The sequence below is a fragment of the Hymenobacter negativus genome, from assembly GCF_017571495.1.
Classification (GTDB): Bacteria; Bacteroidota; Bacteroidia; order Cytophagales; family Hymenobacteraceae; genus Hymenobacter; species Hymenobacter negativus.
On record NZ_JAGETZ010000011.1, the window covers coordinates 57430 to 83077 of the forward strand.

Consider the following 25648-nt stretch of genomic DNA (forward strand, 5'->3'; position numbering starts at 1 on the left):
AAATCAGGGGTGGGTGGTCGGGGCGGGGCCGTGGTAATAGTTCAGCGTCATGCCCCGGGAAGTCAGCGTTTTATTGTCGTCGGTTATCAGTGTGCAATCCACCCCTTTCAGGCTGTTGATGAAGGCCAGGCCGGCAGTTGGGCCTTTCACAAATACGACTTCATCCAGGCCATCGGCCAGTTCCACATCAGGGCAAAGGATGGTGACCGAGCGCAGGCCAATGGACGGGTAGCCGGTGTGCGGGTTGATGATATGCCCGTACACCTGCTGGCCCACCGTGAAGTACTGCTCATAGTTGCCGGCCGTCACCACGGCCATATCTGTTATGTCGACCCAGGCGGCCACGCTGTTTGGGTGGTCGGGGTCGCCGATGGCCACGCGCCAGAGCGAGCCGTCGGCCTGTCGGCCCCAGCAGTAGATGTCGCCCGAACCGTTCATCAGCCCGCCTTTGATGCCCAACTGGTCGAGTACCAGTTTGGCCCGGCGCAGGCCGTAGCCTTGCAGAATGCCCGCCAAGTTGATGCGCATGCCCTTTTCGGGCAGGAAAACCGTGTGCGCGGCGGCATCCAGCTTAATTTTTTGCCAGCCGATGCGGCGCACAGAAGCCCGGATGGCGGCCGAGTCGGGCAGGTTGGCGTGGGACTGACGGTCAAATTTATACAGCTTGTCGGCGCTGGCGAATGTTATGTCAAAGGCGCCGTCGCTGAGTTTGGAAAGGCGCAGGGTGCGGCTTATCAAATCAAACGTTTCGGCCGATACAGCCACCGGCTGCATGCCTGCCATGCGGTTGATGCGCACCACTTCGGAAGTTGAATCCCAGAACGACATCAGTCGGTCGATGCGCCTCACTTCGCCCAGCCCGGCCCGCAGGGCACGCTGCCCGGCCGAGTCATTATCGGCTACCACCGTGAAGGTGAAGTGTGAGCCCATGAGGTGGGCACTGCGCGTGAAAGTGTGGCGCTGTGCTAGTGGGGCCTGGGCTTGAGCCAGCCCCGCTGTCAGCAGTGCCAGCAACAGCCACAGGCTTAACCCAGATTTCCAACTCTTTCGCGTCATGCTCCTACTGTCCAAAAACCAAGCAAGGCTACTGCCCAATTCTAAAGATTTTCTAGAGGCTGGGGACCACCTTTTTCAAATAAGCTTCAAAGGCAGCAGGACCGCCGGCGATGTAGCCAGTCTTGGCCAGTACCTTGCCATCGGGGGCAATAACGACGGCCAGCGGGAAGTCGCCCTCGCGGTTGAGTTGGGCCGCAGCGGCTTCGTTCAGCTTTAGCTGGGCCGCGCTGGGCTGATTTTTTTTCAAGCGCGGAAAGTCGAAATGGGCCAGCACCAGCTTATCCTTGGCATACTCAGCAAACTCGGGCTTGGCGAAAACTTCCTGCTCGTACATAATGCAGGGCTTGCACCAGTCTGAACCAGAAAAAACAGCCACAATGGGCCGGTTGGCAGCTTTGGCCTGGGCTTGCGCCGCGCCAAGGTCGGTAAGCCAGCCAGTCAGGCCCTCGGCCGGAACAACGCCGGGCGTAGCATCCATAATGACCTGTGGAGCGGACGCCACCGGCGAAACCGGCTGCGGCTCGTTGGAAACCGCTACGGCTTTGTCCTTGGCCACCGCCGTGCTGCTGGTGGCGGTCGTTTTGGTTTTGGCCTTCTCACTTTTGACGTTGGCGGCCTTTTGAGCCCGCGCCGGACCGAAGCAGGTAATCGTAAGGCCCAGCAGGATAAAAGCCCGCAAAAGGCGTGGTAATGAGGAAAAATGCATGGCTTGGGAAAAGACTGATGTGAAGAACTGTGACAACAGCACCGCTGGCGGCGGGAGTTCTACGGCGGTCACCGGCAGGGGTTAAAACAACCAGTGAAGCCGGTAAAAGAATTGTTTCAGAGGCCTCGCCAATACATGAACTACGGTGCTAATCCACTGGCCTGCGAAAACCTTATCGGCGGCGTAGCTGCAGAACCTTTTTTTTGAGGGAAATGATTTCGAGGGTGTAATTGGGCATTTGGCCGTCGGCAAGGTGGATGAGCAGGCGCGACGAGTTGCCATCGGCCGTCCAGGTGCCTTCGCGGCCAGTCAGACCATCGGTGGGGGCGATGTCGAACTGCTCGAACCGCCCGAAAGGCTTGATGGCGAAACCGGTGCGGCCCCGCGCCGGTGGAAACTTGTAAGTATTGGGCCGGTACACCAGCGTGTCGCCGTGGTCTTCCTCCCGCGAAGAAAGCCAGGTGCCTTCCAGTTGCTTCATAGAAGCTGGGGAAGACGTAACCACGGCCGGCTTATTAGGCTGACAAGCAGCAGCCAGCAGGAGCGAGAACGGCAGGAGCCGTAAAAAAAAAGAGGGTTTTAGCATCAGGTTTAACAAAATGAGCGGTTAATAAAGGGTAGCCGATGACCTATTTACAGAGTTTGGAACAGGCCCGGCCGCTGGGAGCCAAGCCACGTAAGCACTTGGGTAAGCTACATTCGTGCCCACAAAAAAACGTTGACCCGTGGATAATCGCGCCCTCACCCGTGCCTTCAAGCTGGCTGCCCAGCTGATGGAGCTGCACGACGAAAATCCCTTTAAAATTCGTGCCATCGAAGGCACGGCCAATGCCCTCGATTCACTCAGCTTCCCCGTGTCGGAAGTGGAGCGCGCCGGCCTGCCCGACCGCACCGGCCTGAGCAAAACGGCCGCCGCCAAAGTAGCCGAGCTGCTCGATACCGGCACGTTTTCGGACTTACAGCGCCTGCTGGATATCACACCGCCCGGCGTGGTTGAGATGCTGGGCATCAAAGGCATTGGTCCCAAAAAAATACGTGCCCTGTGGCGCGAGTTGGGCATTGAAAGCACTGAGCAACTGCGCGAAGCCGCCGAAAGTGACCAGGTGAGCAAGCTGAAGGGCTTCGGTAAGAAGACCCAGGAATCCATTCTGGAATCCTTGGAATTTTCCGGCCAGAGCAAGGGCAAGCTGCTCTACCCGCAGGCCGAACAACTGGCCGAAGACCTCGCCCGACACCTGCGCGAAACCCTCAACACTGAGCAGGTAGCTGTAGCCGGTGAAATCCGCCGCCGCCTCGAAACCGTGGAAACCGTGCGCTTGGTAGCGGCCACCGACAAGCCGGCGCAGGCCCACCAGCTGCTCAACGGTATGGCCGGCCTCACACCCGACCCGCGCCGTTCCGGTCCTTTCGCCTGGCGCGGTAAGGCTACAGAATCGGGCGTGCAGGTAGAAGTGTTGCTGACGTCCACTGAAGATTTTGTGACGGAAGTTTTCCTGAATTCCGCTGCCGAAAGCCATTTGGCAGAGACCCTGGCTACTTCGGGGACGCTACGTCAGTGGGCACGTCGCGAGAAATTTCAGCAGGAAGAAGCGCTGTATGAAAAAGCCGGCCTGCAATTCATCGTGCCCGAGTTGCGAGAGGGCCTGGGCGAAATTGCCCTCGCTGCCGAAAAAAAACTGCCGCACCTGCTCGAAGACGGCGACCTACGAGGCTCCCTGCACAACCACAGCACCTGGTCCGACGGCAACCACAGCATTCGCGAGATGGCCACCTGGCTGCGCGACCATAATTACCAATACCTCGGCCTATGCGACCACAGCCAGGCCGCGCACTATGCCAATGGCCTCAGCGTGGAGCGCGTGCGCCAGCAGCACAAGGAAATCGACCAGTTGAATGCAGAGCTGGCTCCGTTCCGCATCTTCAAAGGCATCGAAAGCGACATCCTCAGCGACGGCTCGCTTGACTATCCCAGTGAGGTGCTGGCCAGCTTCGATTTCATCGTAGCCAGCATCCATTCCAACCTGAAAATGGACGAGCGCAAAGCCACCGACCGCCTGCTGCGCGCTATTGAAAACCCTTACACCACCATGCTGGGCCACCCCACCGGCCGCCTGCTGCTGCGCCGCCAGGGCTACCCCATCGACTACAAAGCCGTTATCGATGCCTGTGCCAAGCACCAGGTCATCATCGAAATCAATGCCAACCCCTGGCGGCTCGACCTTGACTGGCGCTGGGTGCGCTATGCCCTGGACCAGGGCGTGATGCTCAGCATCAACCCCGACGCCCATCACACCAACGGCTACGAAGACATGCGCTACGGCGTGCTGATGGGCCGCAAGGGATTGTTGACCAAAGAAATGACCTTCAACGCGAAGACGGCAGACGAAGTAGCAGCCTATTTTGAAGCCCGCAAGGCCAACATCACCCCGCCTTTGGAATATAAGAAGTCGTTGTTCGAGTAACGCGAAATTTCATTTCGCCACGCGCGTAGCGAATTCGTTGCCGTGGCGGTTTTTATGCTGTTCCATTACTCGCTACGCTTGTGGCGAAATGAAATTTCGCGGTACACGTTCATGAAAATCCTCGTTCTCCGCTTTTCCTCTATCGGCGACATTGTGCTGACTACGCCCGTGTTGCGGGCGCTGGCGCAGCAGGTGCCGGGCGCGGAGGTGCACGTTGCCACCAAGCCCGGCTACCGCGGCCTGCTGGAACCCAACCCTTACGTTGCCAAAGTGCACTGCCTGACCGGCAACTTGGGCGAGCTTGTGCAGCAGCTGCAGGCTGAGCGGTTCGATTACATCATCGACCTGCACAACAACCTGCGCACCCGCCTCATCAAGCTGCGGCTGGGTGTGAAGTCAAGCAGCTTCGACAAGCTGAACTGGCAGAAGTGGCTGCTGGTCAACTTCAAAATCAATAGGCTGCCCGACGTGCACATCGTGCAGCGCTACCTGGCTGCCGCCGCGCCATTGGGCGTGAAAGACGACGGCCAGGGCCTCGATTATTTCATTCCCGCAGGCCAGGAAGTGGCCCTGAATACGCTGCCGCAAGCTTTTCAGCGTGGTTACGTGGCCGTGGCCATTGGCGCGCAGCACGCTACCAAGCGCCTGCCATTGGAAAAGCTGGTGGAGCTGTGTCAGCACCTGGCCCCGCGACCCGTTATGCTGCTAGGTGGCCCGGAAGATGCCCCCGTGGCCGAGGCCATTATTAGCGCGCTAGCACAAGCAGTCAATAAGTTACTCATTGAAAACGGCTGTGGGCGCTACTCACTGCATCAATCGGCTTCGTTGCTGCGCCAGTCCGCTTTTGTGGTGAGCCACGACACCGGGCTGATGCACATCGCGGCGGCTTTCGGCAAGCAAATTTTCAGCGTGTGGGGCAACACCGTGCCGGAGTTTGGGATGTATCCCTACCGGACGGAATTTAAAAAGCTGGAAGTGAACGGGCTGAGCTGCCGACCATGCTCCAAAATTGGCTACGCCAAATGCCCGCAAGGCCATTTCAAGTGCATGCGCGAGCAGGTGCTGGAATTAGATTATATGGGGGTACCGGACTAACAGCTTATTATCCTCGCCCTCTGGGGCGTGCGCGTGCAGTTTGGTGCCATAAGTGGCGTACTGCAGGAACCTTTGAGCCGCCCGCTGCCTCTCGTAAACCAGCTTTGGATTGATTGAGTGCTCCCATGGCGGCTTGCACTGGAAGCCAGTCGTGAGCTACGCGCAGGGTCCTTTTCACCGCGCCATGTGCGCGCAGCAGCGTCCACTTACTAGCTCGAGCTCAACCGCGTTGAAATCCTCTGGCCGCTCCTCAAGCGCTAGCTGGCTAACCCTACCCGATTACCATTCCCTCAGCGCTTTGTACCAAGAGTTGCAATATATACTCGGTTGAATAGGTGATGTCTACGCAATTGATTGTGAATCAATATTTAATATTTTGTAAATCTGGCTGGTAACCTGTAGCTATGGGTGTGCTTGGATACAGCGGAACGGGCAAGCAGTGCCATCATAAGTGTGCTTGGATACAGTGGAACAAGACTGGAAACGAGGGGCGAGATATTTATTGCTCCGCTTGCAACTGCTGCTGTAAGGCGCTTCATATCTTTCACTTAGCTGTTGTTTTACACCCATGCACAGCCGCCTGAGTCTGCTTCTGTTAGTTTGGCTATTCAGTAATTTCCCTGCATCAGCCCAGCTACGTCACTCCTCCGTCAAACTGCCAACCCTACTTGCTGAAATCAAAAAGGTAATGCAGCAGGAACATATGCCGGGACTGATGCTGTCCGTTGTCGCCGGGGACTCAATTATATTTTCGGGTGGTCTGGGGGTTGCCAATGTGAAAACCGGGCAAAAAATAGATGGAAAAACGCTATTTCATTTGAATTCTATCACCAAGATGTTTATCGCCCTGGGCATCCTCAAACTGGTGGCGGAGCACAAGCTGCATCTGGAGGATAAGCTGAGTGACATTGCGCCAGAAGTGAAGTACCAAAACCCTTGGGAGAGCTCGCATCCCGTGCGGGTGATACACCTGTTGGAGCACTCAACCGGATTTGACGACGTGCACCTGAACATGGTTTGCAATGCCACCTCCACCGATTTGACCGGGGTGGCGGCGGTTCAGTTTTATCAAACCTGTCTGGTAGCCAGGTGGCAACCCGGTCTGGCCAGTTCGTACGCTAGTCCTAACTACACCATTCTGGGGTACATCATAGAGAAATCCACGCGCATGCCCTGGAGTCAGTACCTTCAACAGGCACTACTTGGCCCATTGGGCATGCGGTATTCTGATTTTGACCTGCGAATCAAAGGGGACCAGCGGTATGCCCGTGGGTACCGACTGGCAAATGGTGCGTACATCCCATTCCCGTTCTTTGTGCCGACCGGCAACGGGGCGCCCGGGGCGTTGCACTCCTGTGCCGATGACATGAGCTGTTATCTGCGCTTTTTTCTCAACAACTGGAAGATTGATGGCCAGCCGTGGGTCGATTCCTCCTACCTAACCACAATGGAGACCATCCATAGCACTGCGGCGGCCAAAGGCGGCCTGCAGATGGGATATGCTCTGGGCAACCTGACATTCTTCCATCATGCAAAAGCTGATTTCAGAGGGCATGCTGGCTTGGGCGATGGGTTTGCTTCGCTAATCAATTATGACCGTCGCCGCCGCGTTGGGTATGCCATTTCGAACAATAGTGGTCAAGGCATGTGGCGCGTATCCGAGCTGATTGAAGACTTTCTGACCCAAGAGCTGCCGCCGATTACTCCCGCAACAGCCCGCCAGGTACCACTGTCAATGCTGGAAGCTTATCAGGGGTACTACAAGCCGGTGAATGTTTGGAACGAGCAATGGGACTTCCTCCAACGCATTACTGGGGGCCTCCACGTTACCCAATACCAGGGCAAGCTTATTCTCAAGCCCCTGTTTGGACGGGCAGATACTGTCAGTTGGTTTGCAGAGGGATTATTTCGCCAAGCCAAGAAACACCACGCTTCGGTCGTGCTTGGAAAATTGGAAGATGGCACTAGCTTTTTGCAGGCCCACAACACCCATCAGCTCTATAAAAAGACTGCCTATTGGCCGGTGTTGCTCCAGCAGCTCGGCCTGGGCTTATCGGTACTGGCAATGGGACTATCCTTACTATGGGCATTGGTCTGGTCGCTTTTAGCGGTGTTTAACAGCGCAATACGGCAGCGGTTGCTCGTCGGCTTACTGCCTGGGCTGGCGGTTTGCAGCGGCCTCATGGCGCTTCGGGTTATGACGATTACAGACTCTGAAAACAAAATTGCTTTCAATTCCATCAACCCGACTTCGCTGGCGATATTCTTTGCTTCGTTATTCTTTGGCGTATTCGCCATGGCAGGCGTTATGCTGCTGGTCCGGCAGTGGTCCCAGTTGAGCCCGGCCTGGGCCAGGGGCGTGATGGCTTTTAATGCGTTGTTTCTGAATTGCCTGGTTGTTTTGCTGTGGGCGCACGGCTGGGTTGGGCTTCGGACCTGGGCACTGTAAATCCACCAAGCAGAGGGCTGGAATTAAGGCTAGCTGATAGATTTGCGTTGACCATTGCGCCGTTGAAACCATGAAAAAGTGGTAACAAGCTTTTTTTGCCTTTCGCGACTACTCGTCGATTATTCCCCGGCCGTTCTTACTTTCAACCCATGTCCGAACCTTGCCAACACCTCCGCGCCCTCACCGACCTCAAAACCGCTCCTCAGCACATTTGCCCCGAATGCACCGCGCTCGGCGATACGTGGGTGCACCTGCGCGTCTGCCAGGATTGCGGTCATGTGGGCTGCTGCGACCAGTCTAAGAACAAGCACGCCACCAAGCACTTCCACGCCACGCAGCACTCCGTCATCTCCTCCGCAGAGCGCGGTGAGCGGTGGCTCTGGTGCTACGTGCACGAGGAAATGGCAGAGTATTAAGTTCACTTGCCTAGCATTGCGAGCATAGCAAAGCAATCCGTCCTCTCATGGGACCAACCTTTTATAATAACACAAAGCCCCGACTCTAGGGAGAGCCGGGGCTTTGTTACAGTAAGTTAAGATGTAAGATGGTTGCTATGAAGATGGATTGCTTCGGTGCGCTCGCAATGACAGGCGTTACCCAATCTTGCTGAATCCGCAGTAGCTGTGCAGCACCTCCGGCAGCTCGATGCCATCGGCTGTCTGGTTGTTTTCCAGCAGGGCGGCCACGATGCGTGGTAATGCCAGGGCCGAGCCGTTGAGCGTGTGCAGGAGTTGGGTTTTGCCTTCTACTTTATAGCGGCACTTGAGGCGGTTGGCTTGGTAGGTTTCGAAGTTCGAGGCCGAGCTCACTTCCAGCCAGCGGCCCTGAGCGGCGCTCCATACTTCGAGGTCGTAGGTGAGGGCGCTGGTGAAGCCCATGTCGCCGCCGCAGAGGCGCAGCACGCGGTAGGGGAGGCCCAGCTTTTGAAGCAGGTTTTCGATGTGGGCCACCATGGTGTCGAGGGCGGCGTAGCTGTGTTCCGGTTCCGTGATTTGCACGATTTCCACCTTGTCGAACTGGTGCAAACGGTTGAGGCCGCGCACGTCGGCGCCCCAGGAGCCAGCCTCGCGGCGGAAGCAGGGGGTATGGCCGGTGATGCGGATGGGCAGTTTGTCCGTTGGAATAATCTCGTCGCGGTAGATGTTAGTCAGCGGCACTTCGGCCGTGGGGATGAGGTACAAGTCATCCTTGGCATCGTGGTACATCTGGCCTTCCTTGTCGGGCAGCTGGCCGGTGCCGTAGCCGCTGGCCTCGTTCACCAGAATGGGCGGCTGCATTTCGGTGTAGCCGGCCGCCCGGGCCTCATCAAGGAAAAAGTTGATAAGCGCCCGCTGGAGCCGGGCGCCTTGGCCTTTATACACCGGAAAGCCCGCACCGGTGATTTTATTGCCCAGCTCGAAGTCAATGATGTCGTACTTCTTAATCAGGTCCCAGTGCGGCTGCGCATTGGCGCCCAACTCGGGCTTGGCGCCGTGTTCGCGCACCACTTCGTTGTCGGCGGCCGAGCGGCCTTCGGGCACGCTGGCGTGGGGCAGGTTGGGCAGCTTGTAGAGCAACTGCTTTTGGCCTTCTTCCACCTGGGCCAGCTCGGCGGCGGCGGCCTGGGTGTGCTGCTTCAGCTCAGCGGTGCGGAGCTTCAGGGTTTCGGCGCCGGCTTTATCACCGGATTTCATCAGGGCGCCGATTTGGCGGGCCAGTTCGTTGGCTTCGGCTTGGGAGGCGTCGTGGCTGGTTTGGAGGGCGCGGCGGCGCTGGTCGAGGTCGAGGATGGCGGCCACGTCGGCTTCGGCGGTGGCGTAGCGTTTTTTGGCGAGGCCGGCCAGCACAAGGTCGGTCTGGTCGCGGAGAACGGAAAGTTGCAGCATAGAGCAGGTTGGGGGATGCCGGGCAAAGGTCGTAAGTAAAAACGACCGGCACCACAAGCGGCCGAAATGGCTTTCTGTGGCCGGCACGCAACTTAATTACAGCCCTGCGGTGTTTAAACCTCAACTAGCCTGTATCCGATTTGGCAGTTTGTTCGTAATGCGCTAACATTGCGCTAGCAACCGGCCGCCGTGGCTGGGTCAGCGGGTCGTAGTGCCCGCCTCCGGCCCGTCTTTGCTGATTCTCCAGCGGCCCCATTCTGCACCTCATTTTCCTGATTGTTCATTACGCGCCGCGTTGCTATTGCTGATAGCCCGCGCCTTCTGCGAATGTTATTCCTGCGGCCTTGCCGCCCTCTTCCCATAGCTGGCTTTTCGAACCCCTTCCGGGCCAGTATGGGCATTTAGCCTCACGCATCCCGCCAGATATTTCCCACTAACTCCCTCTATGCACACCCTCAACGAGTTGAAGGACCGGCTGCTGTCCGACCTCAAAGAAATTGCCGAGCAACTGAACGTCGGCAACTTTAAACGGCTCAGCAAGCAGGATTTGATTTACAAAATCCTCGACCAGCAGGCCCTCAACCCCGGCCCGACCGAGCCCGCTGCACCCGCCCCAGCTCCCACTGCCGCCGCACCCGCAGCCCCAGCTGCTCCCGCCGCAAAACCAGCGGCCGCCCCGCGCACTCCCAAAGCTGCTACTCGACGCCCGGCCCCCAGCACGGCCGAGCAGCCATTCTCCGACGTAGCACCGCCCGCCAAGCCGCAGAACAGCCGCCCGCCCCGCGAGCCGCGCCGCGAAGCCGTTGTGGCCGTAGCTACTCCACCGGCCGCCGCCACAGCCACGGCCCCAGCTCCCACCGATACCGTTGAGATTCTCGACCCACTCGAAGGCCTCGCTTTGGTGCCAGCCAGTGAAGCCAGCGGTGCGGTCCTGGCCGATGCTCCTGCCGCTGAGGCAGTGCCCGCTACAGATGGTGCCAATCCAGAAGCTGCTGCTCCTGCAACTGAAACGCCTGCTGCCGATACTAGCAACACTACCCGCCCCGAGCGGCCACGCCGTGAGCGTGTGGACCGGGCCGGCCGCCCCATCACCGAGGAGCGCGCTGCGGAAATGGCTGCCCAAAAAGCTGCCGAAGCTGCCGCTGCCGCCGAAGCTGCGGCCAAACCCGCTGAAAACGGCACCGATAATCGTGAGGGCAGCCGCGACAACCGCCGCGAATTTGGCGGAAATGGGTTTGCCGACCGCCGCGAAAACCGGGCCGACCGTTTCGAGCGCGACAACCGGGAAGTACGGGACAACCGCGACCAGCGCCCCGCCCGCGACAACCAGCAGCCGCGCAACGACCAGCCCCGCGAAAACCGCAACGACCAGCCCCGCGATGGCCAGCCCCGTGATAACAACAACCGCAACCTGACCCGCGAGGAGCGCTACGCCCTGCGCGACCAGCAGCGCCAACAGCGCCAGCAAAACCCTGACGGTACGCCTCGTCCCGAGCAGGCCCAGGGCCAGAACCAAGGACAAAACCAAAATCAAAACCAGCAACAGCAGCGCCCCCCGCGTCAGGACTTGGATTTGGTGGTGCCCGGTGGTGGCACGTTTGAGCTGATGCCCGACGGTGGCTACGGCTTCCTGCGCTCGCCATACTACAATTACCTATCCTCGCCCGACGACATTTATGTGTCGCCGCAGCAGGTGAAGCAATTTGCCATGAAGCCCGGCGACACGGTGGTGTGCACCATCCGGCCGCCGCGCGAGGGCGAGAAATACTTCGCCTTGGTAGGCGTGGAGAGCATGAATGGCCGCACCATTGAGGAAGTCCGCGACCGGGTACCTTTTAGCCACCTCACCCCACTTTTCGCCGATTCCAAATTCAAGCTGAGCACCAAGCCTTCGCAAATCAGCACCCGCGTGCTTGATTTGTTTGCGCCCATCGGCAAGGGCCAGCGTGGCCTGATTGTGGCCCAGCCCAAGACTGGTAAGACTGTTCTGCTCCAGGAGGTAGCCAATTCCATCGCCGAAAACCACCCCGAGGTGTACCTCATGGTGCTGCTCATCGACGAGCGCCCCGAGGAAGTGACCGACATGGCCCGCACCGTGAAAGCCGAAGTGCTCAGCTCAACCTTCGACGAAACCGCCGACCGCCACGTGAAAATCGCCGAAATGGCCCTCGACAAAGCCCGGCGCCTGGTCGAGTGTGGCCACGATGTGGTGATTCTGCTTGACTCCATCACCCGCTTGGCCCGGGCCTACAACACGGTGCAACCCAGCTCATCGCGCATCCTATCGGGTGGTATCGATGCGGGCGCGCTGCAAAAGCCTAAGCGCTTCTTCGGTGCAGCCCGCAACGTGGAGGGCGGCGGCTCGCTCACCATCATCGCCACGGCCCTGATTGAAACCGGCTCGAAGATGGACGAAGTAATTTTCGAAGAATTCAAAGGCACCGGCAACATGGAACTGCAGTTGGACCGCAAGCTGGCCAACAAGCGCGTGTTCCCGGCCATCGACATCCCGGCTTCCGGTACCCGCCGCGAAGACCTGCTAATGAGCAAGGACGAACTGAACCGCGTGTGGGTACTCCGCAAATTCATGTCGGACATGACCGCCACCGAAGCCATGGAGTTTCTCAAGGACCGCATCAAAGGCACCAAGGACAACGAAGAATTCCTGCTGGCCATGAACGGCTAAGCGTTATAATAGAAACGAAAAAGGCCCGCTGCAGCATTGCAGCGGGCCTTTTTTATATAATACAACTACCTCAGAATAGCAATCGGATAACCTAGCACTGAGCAAACCAGTGGACTGGCAGATTAATTCATGCCCAGCCAAAAAAGTAGGCCCAATGGAAACAACAGTGCCTCCATCGCTGTCAGAGCTACTTTTACAACCAGCTTCCTATCAGAATTTATGACGCCCACGCCCGCCGCCAACCTGCCCGAACTGCTCTACATCCAAGACCCACTCTGCGGCTGGAGCTATGGCATGAGTCCGGTTATCAACCGTATTCAGCAGGAGTTTGCAGGGCGGGTTGAGGTATCAGTATTGTGCGGTGGCATGGTGAAGGGCGAGGACGTAGAGCCAATTTCCGATACTTGGGAATACCTGGTACAGTCGTTGGCCGAAGTTGAAAAAGTAACTGGTGTGCAGTTCGGCGAGGCTTTTACTGCCCTGGGCGAGGCCGGCGAATACCGCTACGATTCTGAGCCACCCAGCCGGGCTATTGCCACTTTTCGCCAGATAACCCAAGACCCGGCGCGTGCCGTAGCCTTCGCCCACGCCGTGCAAGCAGCGCTGTTTCGTGATGGCCACGACCTGAACGACCCAACGACCTACAATGCACTGCTCGCCCCATTTGGGGTGGATGTGGTTGATTTCCAGCAGCGCTTTGCCACCCCTGAAACGGCACGGGCAACGCAACAGGAGTTTGCCGCCGTGGCCCGTATTGGCGTAGAGGGCTTCCCCACGACCATAGTGCGAATTGGCGAACAGGGCTACGTATTGGCGCGGGGCTACCAGGCCTATGAGCAACTGCGGACAGGGTTGGAGCAACTGCTGGAGCAGGAGGGCGCCTAAAACCGCAGACAGGCAGTTCTACATCACCCGGACCACTTGCTTTTTGAGGGGCGACCAGGTGACACCACGATGGTCTTCCTTGCCTTTCAGATAGTCGAAGCGGATGGCGTCAGGGCGCTGTTGCAGGTCGGTCCAAGTGGCTTGGTCCAGGTTTTCGATGTTGGTTGGGAAAGCGGATTTTTTGTCTACTGCGGGCGTATGAAACTGCGACGACTGGAAAAACTGGTCGATGCGCTTTAATACGAAGGCTTCGCGCTCGGCCCGGGTAGCAGTAGGATTTTTCATTTCGTACACCAAAGAGGCTTCGAGGTCGGGCTCAGTTAGCATTTCGCGGAAGATGACCTGCCCGCTGGCATCGGTGATGGTAAATTCTCCGGTGCCTTCGAGTACGGATGGCCCGCGAAAAACCAGCTTGAATGCATCGGCCGGACCTTTGGGGCTGCTGAAATTGTGTCTGGCGCGTGCTACCCGCAGGGTATCGCTCACGGCCGAGACGGCTTTGGTGTGCGAGGTGTCGGGTGCAGGCAGGGCAGAAGTATCGGGTGTGGAGCGGTCGGTCATACCCGAAACCGTTCCTTCGTTCACAGCGGAAGGGGTGGAGTTGCAGGCCGCTAACAGCGGCAACAGGGCAAGCCAGAAAAGGCGCATCAGCAGGGAGAGTTAGAGAGTGAATACCTTGCTACTACGCGCCTCATGGCCTGGTAAGTTGTCGCAACCGCCCGCTAGCTGCTTCAGTGCCACAGAAGCATGGCAATAAAGGCGGCGCTTAAGCACAGCGAGGACACCTGGTTCATGCGCATGGTGTGCTCAAAGTCAGCGGCCGCCTCGTCGTGCCATACCGCCCAGGCCCAGCGGCTGAATAGCGCCACGACTGGTCCGGTTGCGACCAAAAAAATCAGCAGCGGCCGGATTTCCTGCCGTAGCCAGTAGGCCAGGCCCAGAGCCGCTGCGCCCGTCAGCAGGCCAATGGCCGCAAAAATAAATGTGCCCCGAATGCCGAGCCGCAAGCTCAGGGTGCGGTCGCCGCGCCGGGCATCTTCTTCGTGCTGGTACACCTGCGTGAGGGGGTAGGAGCCGCACAAAAACAAGGTGCTGACCAGCGCCAGCAGCAAGTTGGTCTTCTCAAAAAGCTGCTCTGGAGTAGCACCCACGCCCACCTGTGTCATCAGCAGCGTGAAAGCGCCCTGAAAAATCACCACCACCAGCGTGCTCAGCAGCGGGTATTTCTTCAGACGTATACCCTCGTAGCTGTAGGCCTTCGATACCAGCAGATACACCACCACCAAGACTGCGAACGGCCGCGAAAGCAGGACCGCGCCGACTACGGCCAACGCATCGAACAGCCACACCAGATGCAACAGCTCGGGCGTCACCTTGGGGGGGACTTTCAGGCCGCCGATGCTGCCTTCATCCTTATCGTAATAAGAGTTATAGCCATTGGAAGCCGGGTAGGCCAGCAAATGCAGCACCACAAACACCCCCGCCGCTCGCCAGCTACTCCAAGGACCACGCAAGGCGCTCAGCCCAAACCAGAATACCGGCATGAGGTACACAGAAAACGGAATGCGCAGCAGCGGCAGTGCCCGGCGATAATTATCAATTATCAATGAAGGATGAGGAATGAAGGATGAGGAATCGTGACAAATGTCGGTTAAGTAAATTCCTCATCCCTCACTAAGCGAAGTGTCAGGCCAGCCAATCAGATAAGTTACTTCCGGCCCCCACCAATGTCGCTCTTTGCCGACATGCCAGACAAACCGGCGTTCCGGGTCGGCGGCGTGGGCCAGAGCCAGGAGTTCGGTGGTGGAGTACATGCGCAGCAGCGAAACTGAGCCATCCCAGATAGTGCACAGGGGGATGAGCGGAATGAGGTAAGTGAACACCAGTCGGCTCAGCCGAAAGGGCCGAAAAAACGGTGTGAGTAGTAGCTGTGCCACCGGCAGCACCGTCCAGGCTAGCAGCAGTTCGGCCCAATGCTTGCCCGCGCCCTCAAATACGCCAATGCCGGTATTGGCCCGCACAGCGTCGCGCAGCATGGCTTCGGCTGCTGCGGGAGGGAAATGATGAAATGCTGAAAAGATGGCACGGAAGCCGGGCAGATGCGCAGGCACGGCCAGCGCATTCACTGAAGTGGGCTCGTAGCCGATGGCACCTTGGGTTTGCCGGGCAATGTCGGCCCAGGCGGCGGGTTGCGGGTAGAGGTCGGTAAGGGTGATGGTGGTGTCGGGCTGGCCATGCGTACGGAGCGTTGCCAGCACGGTTTCGGTGCCGCCACCCGCGCCGGCGCCCAGCTCCAGCACGCGGGTTTGGCCGGTGCGGGCAAGACCCTCGGCCAGGAGCGGCGTAATGGGTCGATAGGTGCCCAAGGTCGAAATCATGAACCGCAGGTAGTCCATCATCCCGGCTCGAATGATGGCCGGAAACCACGGCAAATCCTCAAACTCGAACAACCGGAGGCGAAGGCGCATGCCCGTTTCTTACGCACCAATGCCAAGGACGGTCAGAAGGAAGCGTAAAAACTGGCGGAATGCCCAAGCTTAATAGTTCATGCCAGAGAGCTTGATGGGCACACGCCGGGTGACGTGAGCAGACTGGGGCGGCCAAGCCAGCGACTGTTTGGCAGCTGGCCGGGGGCGATACACCCACATTACGGCCAACACTGTTGCCACCAAGTAGGGCTTTGATATGCTTAATAGGCTGCTGACCGGACCGATAGGCAGCATATTAATCAGTAGATAATTGCCAATAGCAAAGCTCAGTAGCACCACCACCAGCGCCGTGAGCCGGCAGCGCCAGCCTGTGCAATAGGCCTGCGCTAGCGCAAAGAAGGGAATGGCTAATGGTACGCCTATCAGCGAAATGATGGCTGCTACCAGGCCAATAATGAGAGGGACCGCAGCGTCGGTGGGGGATTCGCGGCAAAAATCTATCACCAGCCAAGTAGTGCCGCCCAAGTTGGTCAGGAACCAGATGGCAAGCGTGCGGGCTGTAGCCGAAGTTCGAGTAGCAGTTGACATACACTAAAGGGGTTACGATGTGGCGTCCCTCTCGATTACGCTGGAGTTGCTGTCCTCCGCGCAATCAACAGAACTTGACCGAGCTACGAAGCATTGTAAATGAATGGTTTGTGAGAGCTGTGATTATATTTCTGGGAAATTTGGTCTCAAATTGGTACTGCGAATTAGTCTATGCACCATCTGGTTAGCCAGTTGATTTTGAAGGGGCTTTAAATTGAAAATGTCTGGATGAAATATTCTATTACGCACTTCCTGTCTTGGTTTGAGACGAACAGAAGGCGTATAGATTGACCAAATTCAGCAGATTCTTATGTATTATCCCAGCCATGAGTAGCGCTGCTAGGCTTCAGGGCCGGCTGCTACCCGACTTCAGCTACTTCTCAGGTTCGTCATCCTGGATAGCGCTAGTGTGCCGCTCAGAAGTTGCAGCTAGCGAATCCACGCCCACCAAGCCAGTGCACTGCTGGCCAAAACCTGGAGCAATAACCTATTCGAGTTTGCAAATAGACCTGATATAGTGTTCGAATAAATCAGTATGCCAAACCACAAAATGGCCCCGAGTGAATTGGTGTAAAGCCATATGTTCTAGTACTTGAGGTTCCAAGTTCGTTGGATGAATTTTTGGACCGTCATAAGATTTCTGGATAATGCATGGCAAGCATACCAATCTTTTTTCTCAACTTTGCACCACAAAGCACTTCGATACCTATGAAGCCCGCCGCCGCTCCCGACCCGCTCGCCCAGCTCACCGAAATCCGCGCTATCATGGAGCGTAGCTCGCGCTTTTTGTCGCTCTCGGGCCTGAGCGGGGTGGGAGCAGGCGTGGTAGCGCTGCTGGGCTCGGCCGCCGGGCATTTCTACCTGCAAAGCGAATTTCCCGACGGCTACCTGCGCCTGATGAAGGCGTCAGAGGCCGAGCGGCAGGCGGCGCTGCCATTTCTGCTGCTGCTGGCCGGCGGCATGATTGGTGCGGCGCTGTTGGTGGCATTTTTCTTCACACGTCGGCGCACCCACCGCGCCGGCCAAACGCTGTGGAGCAGCCCAGCCCGGCGCTTGGCCGTGGCCCTGGCCGTGCCGCTGGTGGCGGGCGGTCTGTTTTGCCTGCGCCTGTACCTGGGCGGCGATGCCGGCATGGTAGTACCTGGCCTACTGGTGTTTTATGGCCTCGCGCTGCTCAACGCCAGTAAGTACACACTGGACGAAATCCGCTGGCTGGGCCTTACCCAGATTGTACTGGGGCTGCTGGCCATGCTGCAACCCGGCTGGGGCTTGATTTACTTTGCACTCGGCTTTGGCCTGGGCCACATCGGCTACGGCTTGCTGATGTATAACCGCTACGAGCGGCCGGGCGCGGCTGGTGCGTCGGCCTAACCCCGCAGTAACTCGTCGTGAAGCACCTCATCCACACCCTCAACAAAGCCTTCGACCATCGTGTGCGCCTCGGCGTGATGGCCGTGCTGCTGGCTAACGAGTCGGTGAGCTTCAATGACCTCAAAGAAGCCCTCGACCTCACCGATGGCAACCTCGCCAGCCACGTCGCCGCTCTTGAAAAGGCCGAATATGTGCTGGTTAGTAAGCAATTCATTGGTAAAAAGCCCAATACTACTTACACTGCCACCGCCGCTGGCAAAGTCGCATTCCAGCAGCACTTAGAAACCCTGGAGAAACTGCTGCGAGGGTAGGGCAGCTACTGTTTTGTATTCAATAGCGCTTATTGCAATTATGTCGCTGCTCGCTCACTTTCCTCATCGTTCGCGCCGCTGGTTACGCTGGTTGGCCGGCCTGATGATGACTGTGCTGGTCACCGGGGGCGTGCTGTTTGTAGTGGGCGACTTTGGAATTGTGCAGCGGCTGTTGAATGGCGTTGAAAGTCGGGCCATTATGGGCCGGTCTACCCGCGCTGACCGGTGGGGGCTGCAACTGCTCTACAGTATCCTCCAGTTGGGCGGCCGGGTGGCATATCCACGAGCCGCGGAAATGCTGGATTATTACTGCGCTGGCCTCGGCGATACGCTGCGTTTCGATGCGCAACCCTTGTTGCGGCACCCGGAGGTTAAGCAGGCCCTGCGGTTGCACAAGCCGGGCATTACGTTCCGGCATCAGGCAAGTGCAGGACCGTTTTACATTGTCCAGCATACCGATTGGGACCTTTATTATGCGTTTGATTTGCTGTACATCCGTTGGGAGCCTAGTGGAGTAGTGTTTCATGATAACTACTTTTTTCAGCCCCTTGCGCGCCACTCTTACACCCGCTTTCACTTTGGCCGCATGCGGTGCAAGCTCAACGACGGCCTTATTAGAGTAGCATACCCGAAGGCTAAGGCATTCATTGCTTATAGTAAAGTGTCAGCGCCGCTAGAAATCCATCCCATTCCTGATTAAAGCAACTGTTTTCTCCATATTCTCTTTTTTTACGTATTAACTTTGAATTACAAAGTTCTTTATATTGATGTTGGGTGCTAGGATGGCGGCTGGCAATAAGAACAATTAATAAGTCGAATAGGCTCTTTTTTTGGTTATCCACTTTGAAAAAAAAAGTACTTTAATAAATTAACAAAATCATGAATCCTACTGCCGAATCTGCGGAGCAGTGGCCCCTGAACCACGCCGCCTTTGCCCAACCTGCACTCACGCCCCTCACAGCGGCTCAAAAGCTGCTGCTGCCGCTGGGCGTGGTCCTGTTCGACTGGCTGTTCTGGCGCGAGAATGGGGGCGTCAACATATTGGTGTTTACCATTTTCATCATTGGGTCGCAGCTGCTGATGCTGCCGCGGCACGCGCCCGCCCGCCGTTCGGGCTACCTCTGGCTGATGGTAGGAGGGAGCCTGTTTGCCGGCATGATGATGGCCGTCTACGGCTCTGGGGTAGCTGCGCTGGCCTGCACGGTATCCCTGCTGCTGATGCTGGGCTACATCAATCAGCCGCATTTGAAGCTGGTGCTCTATGCCTTGCTCACGGCTGCCAACAGTGTGGCGCAGGCCTGGCTGCGGGTACTGCGCAACGTGCGGGCCCCGCGTAATACCGGCGCAGGCGCCCGCCGCAGCTGGTTCTACGGCCGCTTGCTGCTGGTGCCGCTAGTGATTCTGGGTGCGTTTCACCTGCTGTTTGCAGTGGCCAACCCGCGCTATGAGGAGCTGAGCAGCCGGGCGCTGGCAGCGTTGGGCAACTGGCTGGCGATGCTGCTGCCGGACATCTCCTTCGCGCACTTCCTGTTTTTCCTGCTGGGTTTTGTGGTCACGGCCGGAGCCATCGTGACGGTGCCGGTGTACGTGTTTGCCGACCACGAATCGCGCTTTGGTGAGTTCATCCGGCGGCAGCGCGACCGGTTAGCATCATTCGGAGTGCGCCGGCCGGACTTCCGCTGGAAAAACACGCGTACACTCGATTTGCGCAAGGAGTTTCTGGCTGCCGCCGCCGTTTTCGGGCTGGTAAACGTGCTGCTGCTGGCCGTTAACGCCATCGACATCAACTGGCTGTGGTTCGGCTTCGTGCCGGCGAAAGGGTTCGACCTGGCTCAATTTGTACACGAAGGCACGTATGTGCTCATCTTCAGCATCCTGCTGGCCATGGGCATTGTGCTGTGGTTCTTCCGCCGCAACCTCAATTTCTACCAGCCCGGCCTGCCCTGGCTGCGCTGGGGCGCCACGGTGTGGGTGCTGCAAAACGCCATCCTGGCCGTGTCGGTGGGCCTGCGCAACTACTACTACATCCTCAACAGCGGCATTGCCTACAAGCGGATTGGCGTGTGCTTTTTCCTGTTGCTTACTTTCTTCGGCTTGGTCACGGTGCTCCTCAAAATCTGGCAGCGCCGTTCGGCCTATAGCCTCATCCGGCTCAATGCGCTGGCTGTGTACGCGGTGCTGCTCATGCTGGCCGCCGGCAATTGGGAGGTCTGGATGGCCCGCTACAACCTCCAGCCACGCTTTCGCAACATCGATATCGGCTTTCTACTCGCTATGCCCGGCCGTGTGCTGCCCGAGCTGGTGGCTCATCGTGCCCAACTGGCCCAAGTTCCTAGCCTCACCATTGAGGACGAATACGGACAGGCTAAATCCATTGCGGCCTTTGATGCCCAGGCCCGCATTGATGCAGCCGTGGCAGCCTGGAAAATCCAGTATTCTATCAATTCCGACTGGCAGGGCCTCACTTATGCCGACTGGGAAACTTACCAGGAGCTGTAAGCACAACGCGCCCTGATGGAAGCTACACAATTAGCTAGGGAGATACGTGCCAGCGTTTCATGGTTCGCCGGCTTATTAGCCGGCTGCTCGGCAATGGTCTGGCTCATCCTCGACACCTGGCCGGACGATGCGGAGCTGCTTTGGCTGGTGCGGGGCCTTGTATTGGGTACGCACTTGCTCATCTGGCAGCATTCGGTGAGCCCGCTGCACGACGTGCCCTCCACCGGCAAGCTGCCCGGCTGGCTGGTCACGGCCCACACGACTTGGTTTGGCCTGCTGCTGCTGTTTCAGGCCGCCTGCATATTCTGCCTGCCCATCATCGATATTCTGGGTTCGCTGATACGGGAAACTGATTTCCACTAACGCTTTCAAAAAGCCTTCAATCCACTCCATTTACCTTTTTTAGCCATGACTGGACTTCCCCAATTCGCGCTCACTTTCCTCGGCATTCTGTTCTGCATCGGCGATGTGGCTGCGCTGGGCCTGCTACTCACCTGGCAGGAGCGGGCCCCGTCGCCCGACGTGCGCTGGCGGCGGCTGGTGCGCGGCGTGCTGCCGGCCACGGCCATTTTGCTGGGCCTGCTGCTACTGGCCTTTACCCAGATTATGCTGCTATGGGCTCAGCAATAATTTGCCGTTTTCGTCTCAAACATAAGCGCATCATGCATTTAACCAAAGAGGGCCCGACCCAGGAAATCGCCCCTCCAGACCAAACCTCCGTCGAAGCCAGTAGCCAGTCTCAGCGCTGGCTGGCTATTGCTCAACAAGTGAAGGACAGCATTACCATCGTGCTGATGTTATCAACGGGCATGCTCATTTTCGGCGTCTTGTTCGGAATTGCTATTCCAGGTTTGGCGCTCTACTGCCTGCGCTGGAAGCTGGTGCCCGAAGGTGCCCGTCAGGTCAGCAGCGGCTGGCTCTGGCTGCTCACGCTGGTGCACGAGCTTATTTGTGCTGTGGGTTTCTACAGCCTTGGTCCACCCGAAGATGATTTCATCGTCGGCCATTTGGACATTGGCTACGGGCTGGGAGCGTTGGTGAGCTTGTTTGCGCTGCGCAGTTCGGGCTGGCTTACTCCGGGCAAACCACAATGGCGCGCATGAGTGGTAACGCATCCCTGCGCTGGAAACTGCCGTGGCCAGTGGTACCACCCCGACTCTGGGGCACGGCCGCTGCTACTGCCATGGCCATCACCAGCCTGATTTTCAACCAGGAACTTTGGCCGCATCATCCGCAAGCCCGGCAATGGAGTTGGATATTACTGGCCATGCTGCTCCAAGCAGGCGCGTTTCAGTTAATTCTGGTTTTATAGGAGTGGCCCAGCGCTTTTTCCGGTCCTAGCTGGGTGCGGTGGTTGCTGCACCTCATGGTAGTATCTGCCATTGCCTGCATTGGGTTGGGGCAGGTATGCCTGTTTGCCATCAGCTACTTTATGGTAGTCAGTAGCTAACTGCAATAGTGCAGAGTAGAATTGGGACAGAGCAACTCCTTTTAGGTAGCAGTTATTTTTCAATATAAAACTAGATTATTTTAATTAGTGTGATATCGATGCCAAGAGCTATTTTAAGTCAAATAGCATTCTGTATCAGTATGTAAAAGGTGCTGAACCATAATAGTGTATTACAGAAAATGATGGATTATCAAGTTAATTGTTTAGTTTGGTGCCCCATAAGGCTTCCCAGATATGGAAAAGCCTGTGACAATCTATTAATTGCTTGTCCCGCATGGCTCGTACGCTACTCCTGGTTGTGCTTTTCATTGCCCTGCTCCTCGAGTTAGTGCTTACGGGTGGTGCGTTTTTCGCCCCAGTCCTTACCCTCACCCAGTTTGGGGTGAAATACGGCCCAGACACGGTTTTTCTAACGTACATCATGGGCTGGCTGCTGGGTTTTGTGTCACTGGTTGCGTTGGTGGCCCTGCTGCAGGTGTGGCAGCGGCAGCGCGGCTACATGGCCTGGTGCTACCTATTGGGAGTATGGTGGATAGGTATCGGCATTGGCATCTACTACACCTTTGGCAAACCCGACAACCTGCTGCTCGATTCCGTAAAAGGACTCCTCATTGTGGTGCTCACCTGGCGCTGTCAGGCCACCCGCGTGATGGCGCGCCGTTACTAGCCATTCCGTCAGTATCTTGGCGCTTCCTGGATTCCCACCGCTTCTGCCTGCGCTATGCCGACTTCGCACCTGCACCCTCTCCCCGTCATTCCAAAAATCTCGCGCTTTGGCCGGGCCCTGGCCGCCGTGCAGGTACTCAAGGAAACGCTGAGCATTATTTTTCTGGGGTTGCCGTTGGTGCAGGAGCTGGCGCAGGAGGCTCCCCTGATTTTGCTGTCGGCTTTGCCCGGCGTGGTGCTCTACCTCCTGCATTGGCAGTTGGCGCTGGGCCGTGTGGGGCGTATATTTGCGGCGGTAGTGTGGGGCATCACGTTGCTCGATGAGCTCTGGGGCTGGCTGCTGTTTCGGGAGTTGGAAGCGCCTACCCACGGGCAGGTACTGATGCTGCGCTGGAGCTATTTTCTGGGGTTGGGCTTTATCCTGCTGGCCCTGGGCGAACTGGCCTGGCGCTGGCAGCGCCGCCACGCCAAAGGCCAGCGCAACGTGCACCACAAGGCTATACTGGCGGGCCGGCAGCGGCAGTAGGGTACGGGTAAGCGGTGTAGCCTTTTGGTATAGCGGGCTGCGGAGCTGCCTTTTTGGGCGGTAGGCTTGGTATATTTGCCGTTCTTCGTGCTGGGGCAAAGGCCCTGCTTTCTCCTTGCTGCCTCGCATGGCCGACCTCAAAACGACTCCTTCTGCCCCTTCTTCCGGCTCAAAACCAAAAGCGTCGCGTCGTCGCTGGCCCGTGCGGCTAGCCAGTTGGGCCTGGGTACTGTTCGGCTTCGTGGTCATTCTGTTTTTGGTATACCCGTTTCTGGTGAGCACCAACTTCATGTTCCTGTTTGGCAAGTCGCCTAGCTTGTCCGACCTGGAGAACCCCAAAGTGGAGCAAGCCTCGGAAATCTATACTTCCGACGGCGTGCTCATCGGCAAGTACTTCCGCGAAAACCGCTCGCCGGTGCCGCTCAGCAAGATGTCGCCCGTACTCATCAAGGCCCTCATTGCCACCGAGGACGTGCGTTTCTACGAGCACTCTGGCATCGACCTGCAAGCTGTGATTGGCGGGGTCTTCTCGTCGGTGCGCGGCGAAAAGCGCGGCGGCTCCACCATCACCCAGCAGCTGGCCAAAAACCTTTACAAAATCCGCCGGCAGCAGAGCCGCGGCGCGCTGGGCTACATTCCGGTGGTGAGCACCATCGTGGCCAAAACCAAGGAGTGGCTCACGGCCGTGGACCTGGAAAAGCGCTACACCAAGGAAGAAATTCTGCGGATGTACCTCAACACCGTGGAGTATGGTTCCAGCGCCTTTGGCATCAAGGTAGCGGCCAAAACCTTCTTCAACACCTCGCCCGACAGCCTCCGTCCCGAGCAGGCAGCTGTGCTGGTGGGCGTGCTCAACAACCCCACAGCTTACAACCCTAAGTTCCACCCCGCTGCCGCCCTGCGCCGCCGCAACGTGGTGCTCGACCGCATGGCCCAGGCCAAGGTGCTTCCCGCCGCCGAAATAAAAGCCCTCAAAGCCACGCCTATTGTGCTCGACTACCACGTCGAAAAGCACATTGACGGTCCCGATACCTATTTCCGCAGCGCTATTAGCCAGTACGTGGATGCTTGGTGCGACAGCACTGGCCACGACATGTACCGCGACGGCCTCAAAATCTACCTCACCATCGACTCGCGTATGCAGGCCCACGCCGAACAGGCCCTGCACGAGCGCATGAAAGCGCTTCAGCGTAGCTTCGACAACTTCTGGCGCAACAAGGGCAAAAACCCCTGGGTGGACGAGCACGGCGATGAAATTCCTGACTTCATTCTGACCCAAATGAAGCGCACCGAGAGCTACAAAAGCCTCGCCAACCACTATAAAAACCAGCCCCAGCGCCTCGACTCCGCCCTGAATGCCAAGCGAGCCATGAAAGTCTTTACCTGGAAGCACGACGACAACGACACCACGCTCGTGATGTCGCCACTCGATTCGCTGGCCTACTACAAGCACTTCCTGCAGTCGGGCATGATGACAATGGACCCCTTCACCGGCCAGATTAAGGCCTGGGTGGGCGGGCTCGACTATCGTTTCTTCAAGTACGACCATGTGAAGCAGGGCAAGCGCCAGGCCGGCTCCACCTTCAAGCCCTTCGTGTACCTCACGGCCCTCGACAACGGCTACACGCCCTGCGACCGCATCCGCGACCAGCGCGTGACCATCAACTACGTCGAAAATGGCAAGCCCATGGAGTGGAAGCCCGACAACGTGACCCGCGAATACACCGGCATCAACATGACGCTGCGCCACGCCATGGCCCGCTCCGTCAATTCCGTGACTGCCCAGCTGACCGAGAAAGTAGGCTGGGAAAACGTGGCCAAATACGCCCACAAGGTCGGCATCACCTCGCCCTTGCTGCCGGTGCCCAGTATCGGCCTCGGCTCGGCCGGCGACGTGAGCGTGTACGAAATGGTGGACGCCTACAGCACCTTCATGAACTCCGGCTTTCGCTCCGACCCACGCCTCGTCACCCGCATTGAGGACCGTAACGGCAACGTCATCCAGCAGTTTGACCCTGTACAGCACCGCGCCATCCCGGCCGAAACCGCCTGGCTCATGACCTACATGCTGCGCGGCGGTATGGAAGAGCCGGGCGGCACCTCCCAGGCCCTCTGGGACTACCCCGACCTCTGGCACAACGACAACCAAATCGGCGGCAAAACCGGGACCACCTCCAACTATTCCGACGGCTGGTATATGGGCATGACCAAGGACCTGATGACCGGCGTGTGGGTGGGCGGCGAAGACCGCAGCATCCACTTCACCGGCTCGCAGCAGGGCGAAGGCGGCCGCACGGCCCTGCCCATCTTCGGCAAATTCATGGAAAAGGTGTATAAGGACAAAGACCTCGGTTACACCTACGGCCATTTCCCGCAGCCTGCCAACAAAATCAGCAAGAAGTATAGCTGCATTTCGGAATCAGAGCCGCGCCGCCGCGCCGAAGCCGTCGATACCATTGCCGCCGACAACCTGCTGGAGCAGATGAACAGCGGCGGCAAGGTGCCCGATAGCCTGCGCGGGCGTTAATTCAAGGGAAAGGGTTTGCCGGGGGTTGGCTTAATCAGATAAGCGGGAATTGGCCATTTGCGCCTGGGGTTGTGCTC

Annotated in this window: 25 protein-coding genes; 17 read left to right on the top strand and 8 right to left on the bottom strand. The window is 57.9% G+C overall.

Annotated elements, in window-relative coordinates:
- Positions 1–3: 3 nt before the first annotated feature.
- The 3 genes from J4E00_RS20205 to J4E00_RS20215 all read right to left on the bottom strand — a co-directional run bounded on the left by J4E00_RS20205 (position 4) and on the right by J4E00_RS20215 (position 2243).
- The gene (locus tag J4E00_RS20205) at positions 4–1056 is read right to left on the bottom strand and encodes an FAD:protein FMN transferase (protein ID WP_208177082.1); all 1053 of its coding nucleotides are present in this window, start codon (positions 1054–1056) and stop codon (positions 4–6) included.
- 52 nt (positions 1057–1108) lie between these two features.
- Positions 1109–1735, bottom strand: coding sequence for a thioredoxin family protein (locus J4E00_RS20210; protein ID WP_208177083.1), 627 nt, complete (start codon positions 1733–1735; stop codon positions 1109–1111).
- 199 nt (positions 1736–1934) lie between these two features.
- Positions 1935–2243, bottom strand: coding sequence for a lipocalin family protein (locus J4E00_RS20215; RefSeq protein WP_236049979.1), 309 nt, complete (start codon positions 2241–2243; stop codon positions 1935–1937).
- Positions 2244–2487: 244 nt separating this feature from the next.
- Here J4E00_RS20215 and J4E00_RS20220 point away from each other — a divergent pair, with 244 nt between their 5' ends.
- The 4 genes from J4E00_RS20220 (at position 2488) to J4E00_RS20235 (ending at position 8184) form a co-directional block, all read left to right on the top strand.
- Complete coding sequence (locus J4E00_RS20220; protein ID WP_208177085.1) at positions 2488–4224, top strand: helix-hairpin-helix domain-containing protein; 1737 nt, start codon at positions 2488–2490, stop codon at positions 4222–4224.
- Positions 4225–4335: 111 nt separating this feature from the next.
- On the top strand, positions 4336–5319 hold the full coding sequence (locus J4E00_RS20225; protein ID WP_208177086.1) for a glycosyltransferase family 9 protein: 984 nt from the start codon (positions 4336–4338) through the stop codon (positions 5317–5319).
- Positions 5320–5887: 568 nt separating this feature from the next.
- Positions 5888–7768, top strand: a complete 1881-nt coding sequence (locus J4E00_RS20230) for a serine hydrolase domain-containing protein (RefSeq protein ID WP_208177087.1) — start codon at positions 5888–5890, stop codon at positions 7766–7768.
- A gap of 149 nt (positions 7769–7917) precedes the next feature.
- The gene (locus tag J4E00_RS20235; protein WP_208177088.1) at positions 7918–8184 is read left to right on the top strand and encodes a UBP-type zinc finger domain-containing protein; all 267 of its coding nucleotides are present in this window, start codon (positions 7918–7920) and stop codon (positions 8182–8184) included.
- A 177-nt stretch (positions 8185–8361) separates the two neighbouring features.
- Here J4E00_RS20235 and serS read toward each other — a convergent pair whose 3' ends face one another.
- Positions 8362–9633 (bottom strand): serine--tRNA ligase, encoded by a 1272-nt coding sequence (serS, locus tag J4E00_RS20240; protein ID WP_208177089.1) that lies wholly within the window; start codon positions 9631–9633, stop codon positions 8362–8364.
- A 445-nt stretch (positions 9634–10078) separates the two neighbouring features.
- Here serS and rho point away from each other — a divergent pair, with 445 nt between their 5' ends.
- Positions 10079–12319: a transcription termination factor Rho gene (gene rho, locus J4E00_RS20245; RefSeq protein ID WP_208177090.1), complete on the top strand. Its 2241-nt coding sequence runs from the start codon at positions 10079–10081 to the stop codon at positions 12317–12319.
- Positions 12320–12538: 219 nt separating this feature from the next.
- A complete protein-coding gene (locus tag J4E00_RS20250; RefSeq protein WP_208177091.1) occupies positions 12539–13204 on the top strand; it encodes a DsbA family protein in 666 nt (221 codons plus the stop codon).
- An 18-nt stretch (positions 13205–13222) separates the two neighbouring features.
- Here J4E00_RS20250 and J4E00_RS20255 read toward each other — a convergent pair whose 3' ends face one another.
- The 4 genes from J4E00_RS20255 to J4E00_RS20270 all read right to left on the bottom strand — a co-directional run bounded on the left by J4E00_RS20255 (position 13223) and on the right by J4E00_RS20270 (position 16221).
- A complete protein-coding gene (locus tag J4E00_RS20255; RefSeq protein WP_208177092.1) occupies positions 13223–13852 on the bottom strand; it encodes a hypothetical protein in 630 nt (209 codons plus the stop codon).
- A gap of 83 nt (positions 13853–13935) precedes the next feature.
- Complete coding sequence (locus tag J4E00_RS20260; RefSeq protein ID WP_236049981.1) at positions 13936–14811, bottom strand: UbiA family prenyltransferase; 876 nt, start codon at positions 14809–14811, stop codon at positions 13936–13938.
- A 57-nt stretch (positions 14812–14868) separates the two neighbouring features.
- The gene (locus J4E00_RS20265; RefSeq protein WP_208177093.1) at positions 14869–15672 is read right to left on the bottom strand and encodes a class I SAM-dependent methyltransferase; all 804 of its coding nucleotides are present in this window, start codon (positions 15670–15672) and stop codon (positions 14869–14871) included.
- Positions 15673–15741: 69 nt separating this feature from the next.
- Entirely contained in the window at positions 15742–16221 is a 480-nt protein-coding gene (locus J4E00_RS20270) for a hypothetical protein (protein ID WP_208177094.1), read from the bottom strand.
- Positions 16222–16929: 708 nt separating this feature from the next.
- Here J4E00_RS20270 and J4E00_RS20275 point away from each other — a divergent pair.
- The 11 genes from J4E00_RS20275 to J4E00_RS20320 all read left to right on the top strand — a co-directional run bounded on the left by J4E00_RS20275 (position 16930) and on the right by J4E00_RS20320 (position 25571).
- Positions 16930–17592: a hypothetical protein gene (locus J4E00_RS20275; RefSeq protein ID WP_208177095.1), complete on the top strand. Its 663-nt coding sequence runs from the start codon at positions 16930–16932 to the stop codon at positions 17590–17592.
- Between the two features lie 17 nt (positions 17593–17609).
- A complete protein-coding gene (locus J4E00_RS20280) occupies positions 17610–17903 on the top strand; it encodes a winged helix-turn-helix domain-containing protein (protein ID WP_208177096.1) in 294 nt (97 codons plus the stop codon).
- A 40-nt stretch (positions 17904–17943) separates the two neighbouring features.
- Positions 17944–18603, top strand: a complete 660-nt coding sequence (locus J4E00_RS20285; protein ID WP_208177097.1) for a hypothetical protein — start codon at positions 17944–17946, stop codon at positions 18601–18603.
- 179 nt (positions 18604–18782) lie between these two features.
- Entirely contained in the window at positions 18783–20402 is a 1620-nt protein-coding gene (locus tag J4E00_RS20290) for a DUF4173 domain-containing protein (protein ID WP_208177098.1), read from the top strand.
- Positions 20403–20495: 93 nt separating this feature from the next.
- Positions 20496–20765 (top strand): hypothetical protein, encoded by a 270-nt coding sequence (locus J4E00_RS20295; RefSeq protein ID WP_208177099.1) that lies wholly within the window; start codon positions 20496–20498, stop codon positions 20763–20765.
- A gap of 45 nt (positions 20766–20810) precedes the next feature.
- Complete coding sequence (locus J4E00_RS20300) at positions 20811–21032, top strand: hypothetical protein (protein ID WP_208177100.1); 222 nt, start codon at positions 20811–20813, stop codon at positions 21030–21032.
- Positions 21033–21064: 32 nt separating this feature from the next.
- On the top strand, positions 21065–21505 hold the full coding sequence (locus J4E00_RS20305; RefSeq protein ID WP_208177101.1) for a hypothetical protein: 441 nt from the start codon (positions 21065–21067) through the stop codon (positions 21503–21505).
- Positions 21506–21585: 80 nt separating this feature from the next.
- The gene (locus tag J4E00_RS29875; protein ID WP_262898444.1) at positions 21586–21714 is read left to right on the top strand and encodes a hypothetical protein; all 129 of its coding nucleotides are present in this window, start codon (positions 21586–21588) and stop codon (positions 21712–21714) included.
- 412 nt (positions 21715–22126) lie between these two features.
- Positions 22127–22519: a hypothetical protein gene (locus tag J4E00_RS20310; RefSeq protein ID WP_208177102.1), complete on the top strand. Its 393-nt coding sequence runs from the start codon at positions 22127–22129 to the stop codon at positions 22517–22519.
- 54 nt (positions 22520–22573) lie between these two features.
- On the top strand, positions 22574–23044 hold the full coding sequence (locus tag J4E00_RS20315) for a hypothetical protein (protein ID WP_208177103.1): 471 nt from the start codon (positions 22574–22576) through the stop codon (positions 23042–23044).
- Between the two features lie 127 nt (positions 23045–23171).
- Complete coding sequence (locus J4E00_RS20320) at positions 23172–25571, top strand: transglycosylase domain-containing protein (RefSeq protein WP_208177104.1); 2400 nt, start codon at positions 23172–23174, stop codon at positions 25569–25571.
- The last annotated feature ends 77 nt before the right edge of the window (positions 25572–25648 follow it).

Coding starts and splice junctions, on each gene's coding strand:
- J4E00_RS20205 (WP_208177082.1), bottom strand. CDS start 1,056: ATGACGCGAAAGAGTTGGAAATCTGGGTTAAGCCTGTGGCTGTTGCTG.
- J4E00_RS20215 (WP_236049979.1), bottom strand. CDS start 2,243: ATGAAGCAACTGGAAGGCACCTGGCTTTCTTCGCGGGAGGAAGACCAC.
- J4E00_RS20225 (WP_208177086.1), top strand. CDS start 4,336: ATGAAAATCCTCGTTCTCCGCTTTTCCTCTATCGGCGACATTGTGCTG.
- J4E00_RS20230 (WP_208177087.1), top strand. CDS start 5,888: ATGCACAGCCGCCTGAGTCTGCTTCTGTTAGTTTGGCTATTCAGTAAT.
- J4E00_RS20235 (WP_208177088.1), top strand. CDS start 7,918: ATGTCCGAACCTTGCCAACACCTCCGCGCCCTCACCGACCTCAAAACC.
- serS (WP_208177089.1), bottom strand. CDS start 9,633: ATGCTGCAACTTTCCGTTCTCCGCGACCAGACCGACCTTGTGCTGGCC.
- rho (WP_208177090.1), top strand. CDS start 10,079: ATGCACACCCTCAACGAGTTGAAGGACCGGCTGCTGTCCGACCTCAAA.
- J4E00_RS20250 (WP_208177091.1), top strand. CDS start 12,539: ATGACGCCCACGCCCGCCGCCAACCTGCCCGAACTGCTCTACATCCAA.
- J4E00_RS20255 (WP_208177092.1), bottom strand. CDS start 13,852: ATGCGCCTTTTCTGGCTTGCCCTGTTGCCGCTGTTAGCGGCCTGCAAC.
- J4E00_RS20265 (WP_208177093.1), bottom strand. CDS start 15,672: ATGCGCCTTCGCCTCCGGTTGTTCGAGTTTGAGGATTTGCCGTGGTTT.
- J4E00_RS20270 (WP_208177094.1), bottom strand. CDS start 16,221: ATGTCAACTGCTACTCGAACTTCGGCTACAGCCCGCACGCTTGCCATC.
- J4E00_RS20275 (WP_208177095.1), top strand. CDS start 16,930: ATGAAGCCCGCCGCCGCTCCCGACCCGCTCGCCCAGCTCACCGAAATC.
- J4E00_RS20285 (WP_208177097.1), top strand. CDS start 17,944: ATGTCGCTGCTCGCTCACTTTCCTCATCGTTCGCGCCGCTGGTTACGC.
- J4E00_RS20290 (WP_208177098.1), top strand. CDS start 18,783: ATGAATCCTACTGCCGAATCTGCGGAGCAGTGGCCCCTGAACCACGCC.
- J4E00_RS20295 (WP_208177099.1), top strand. CDS start 20,496: ATGGTCTGGCTCATCCTCGACACCTGGCCGGACGATGCGGAGCTGCTT.
- J4E00_RS20300 (WP_208177100.1), top strand. CDS start 20,811: ATGACTGGACTTCCCCAATTCGCGCTCACTTTCCTCGGCATTCTGTTC.
- J4E00_RS20305 (WP_208177101.1), top strand. CDS start 21,065: ATGCATTTAACCAAAGAGGGCCCGACCCAGGAAATCGCCCCTCCAGAC.
- J4E00_RS29875 (WP_262898444.1), top strand. CDS start 21,586: ATGGCCATCACCAGCCTGATTTTCAACCAGGAACTTTGGCCGCATCAT.
- J4E00_RS20310 (WP_208177102.1), top strand. CDS start 22,127: ATGGCTCGTACGCTACTCCTGGTTGTGCTTTTCATTGCCCTGCTCCTC.
- J4E00_RS20315 (WP_208177103.1), top strand. CDS start 22,574: ATGCCGACTTCGCACCTGCACCCTCTCCCCGTCATTCCAAAAATCTCG.
- J4E00_RS20320 (WP_208177104.1), top strand. CDS start 23,172: ATGGCCGACCTCAAAACGACTCCTTCTGCCCCTTCTTCCGGCTCAAAA.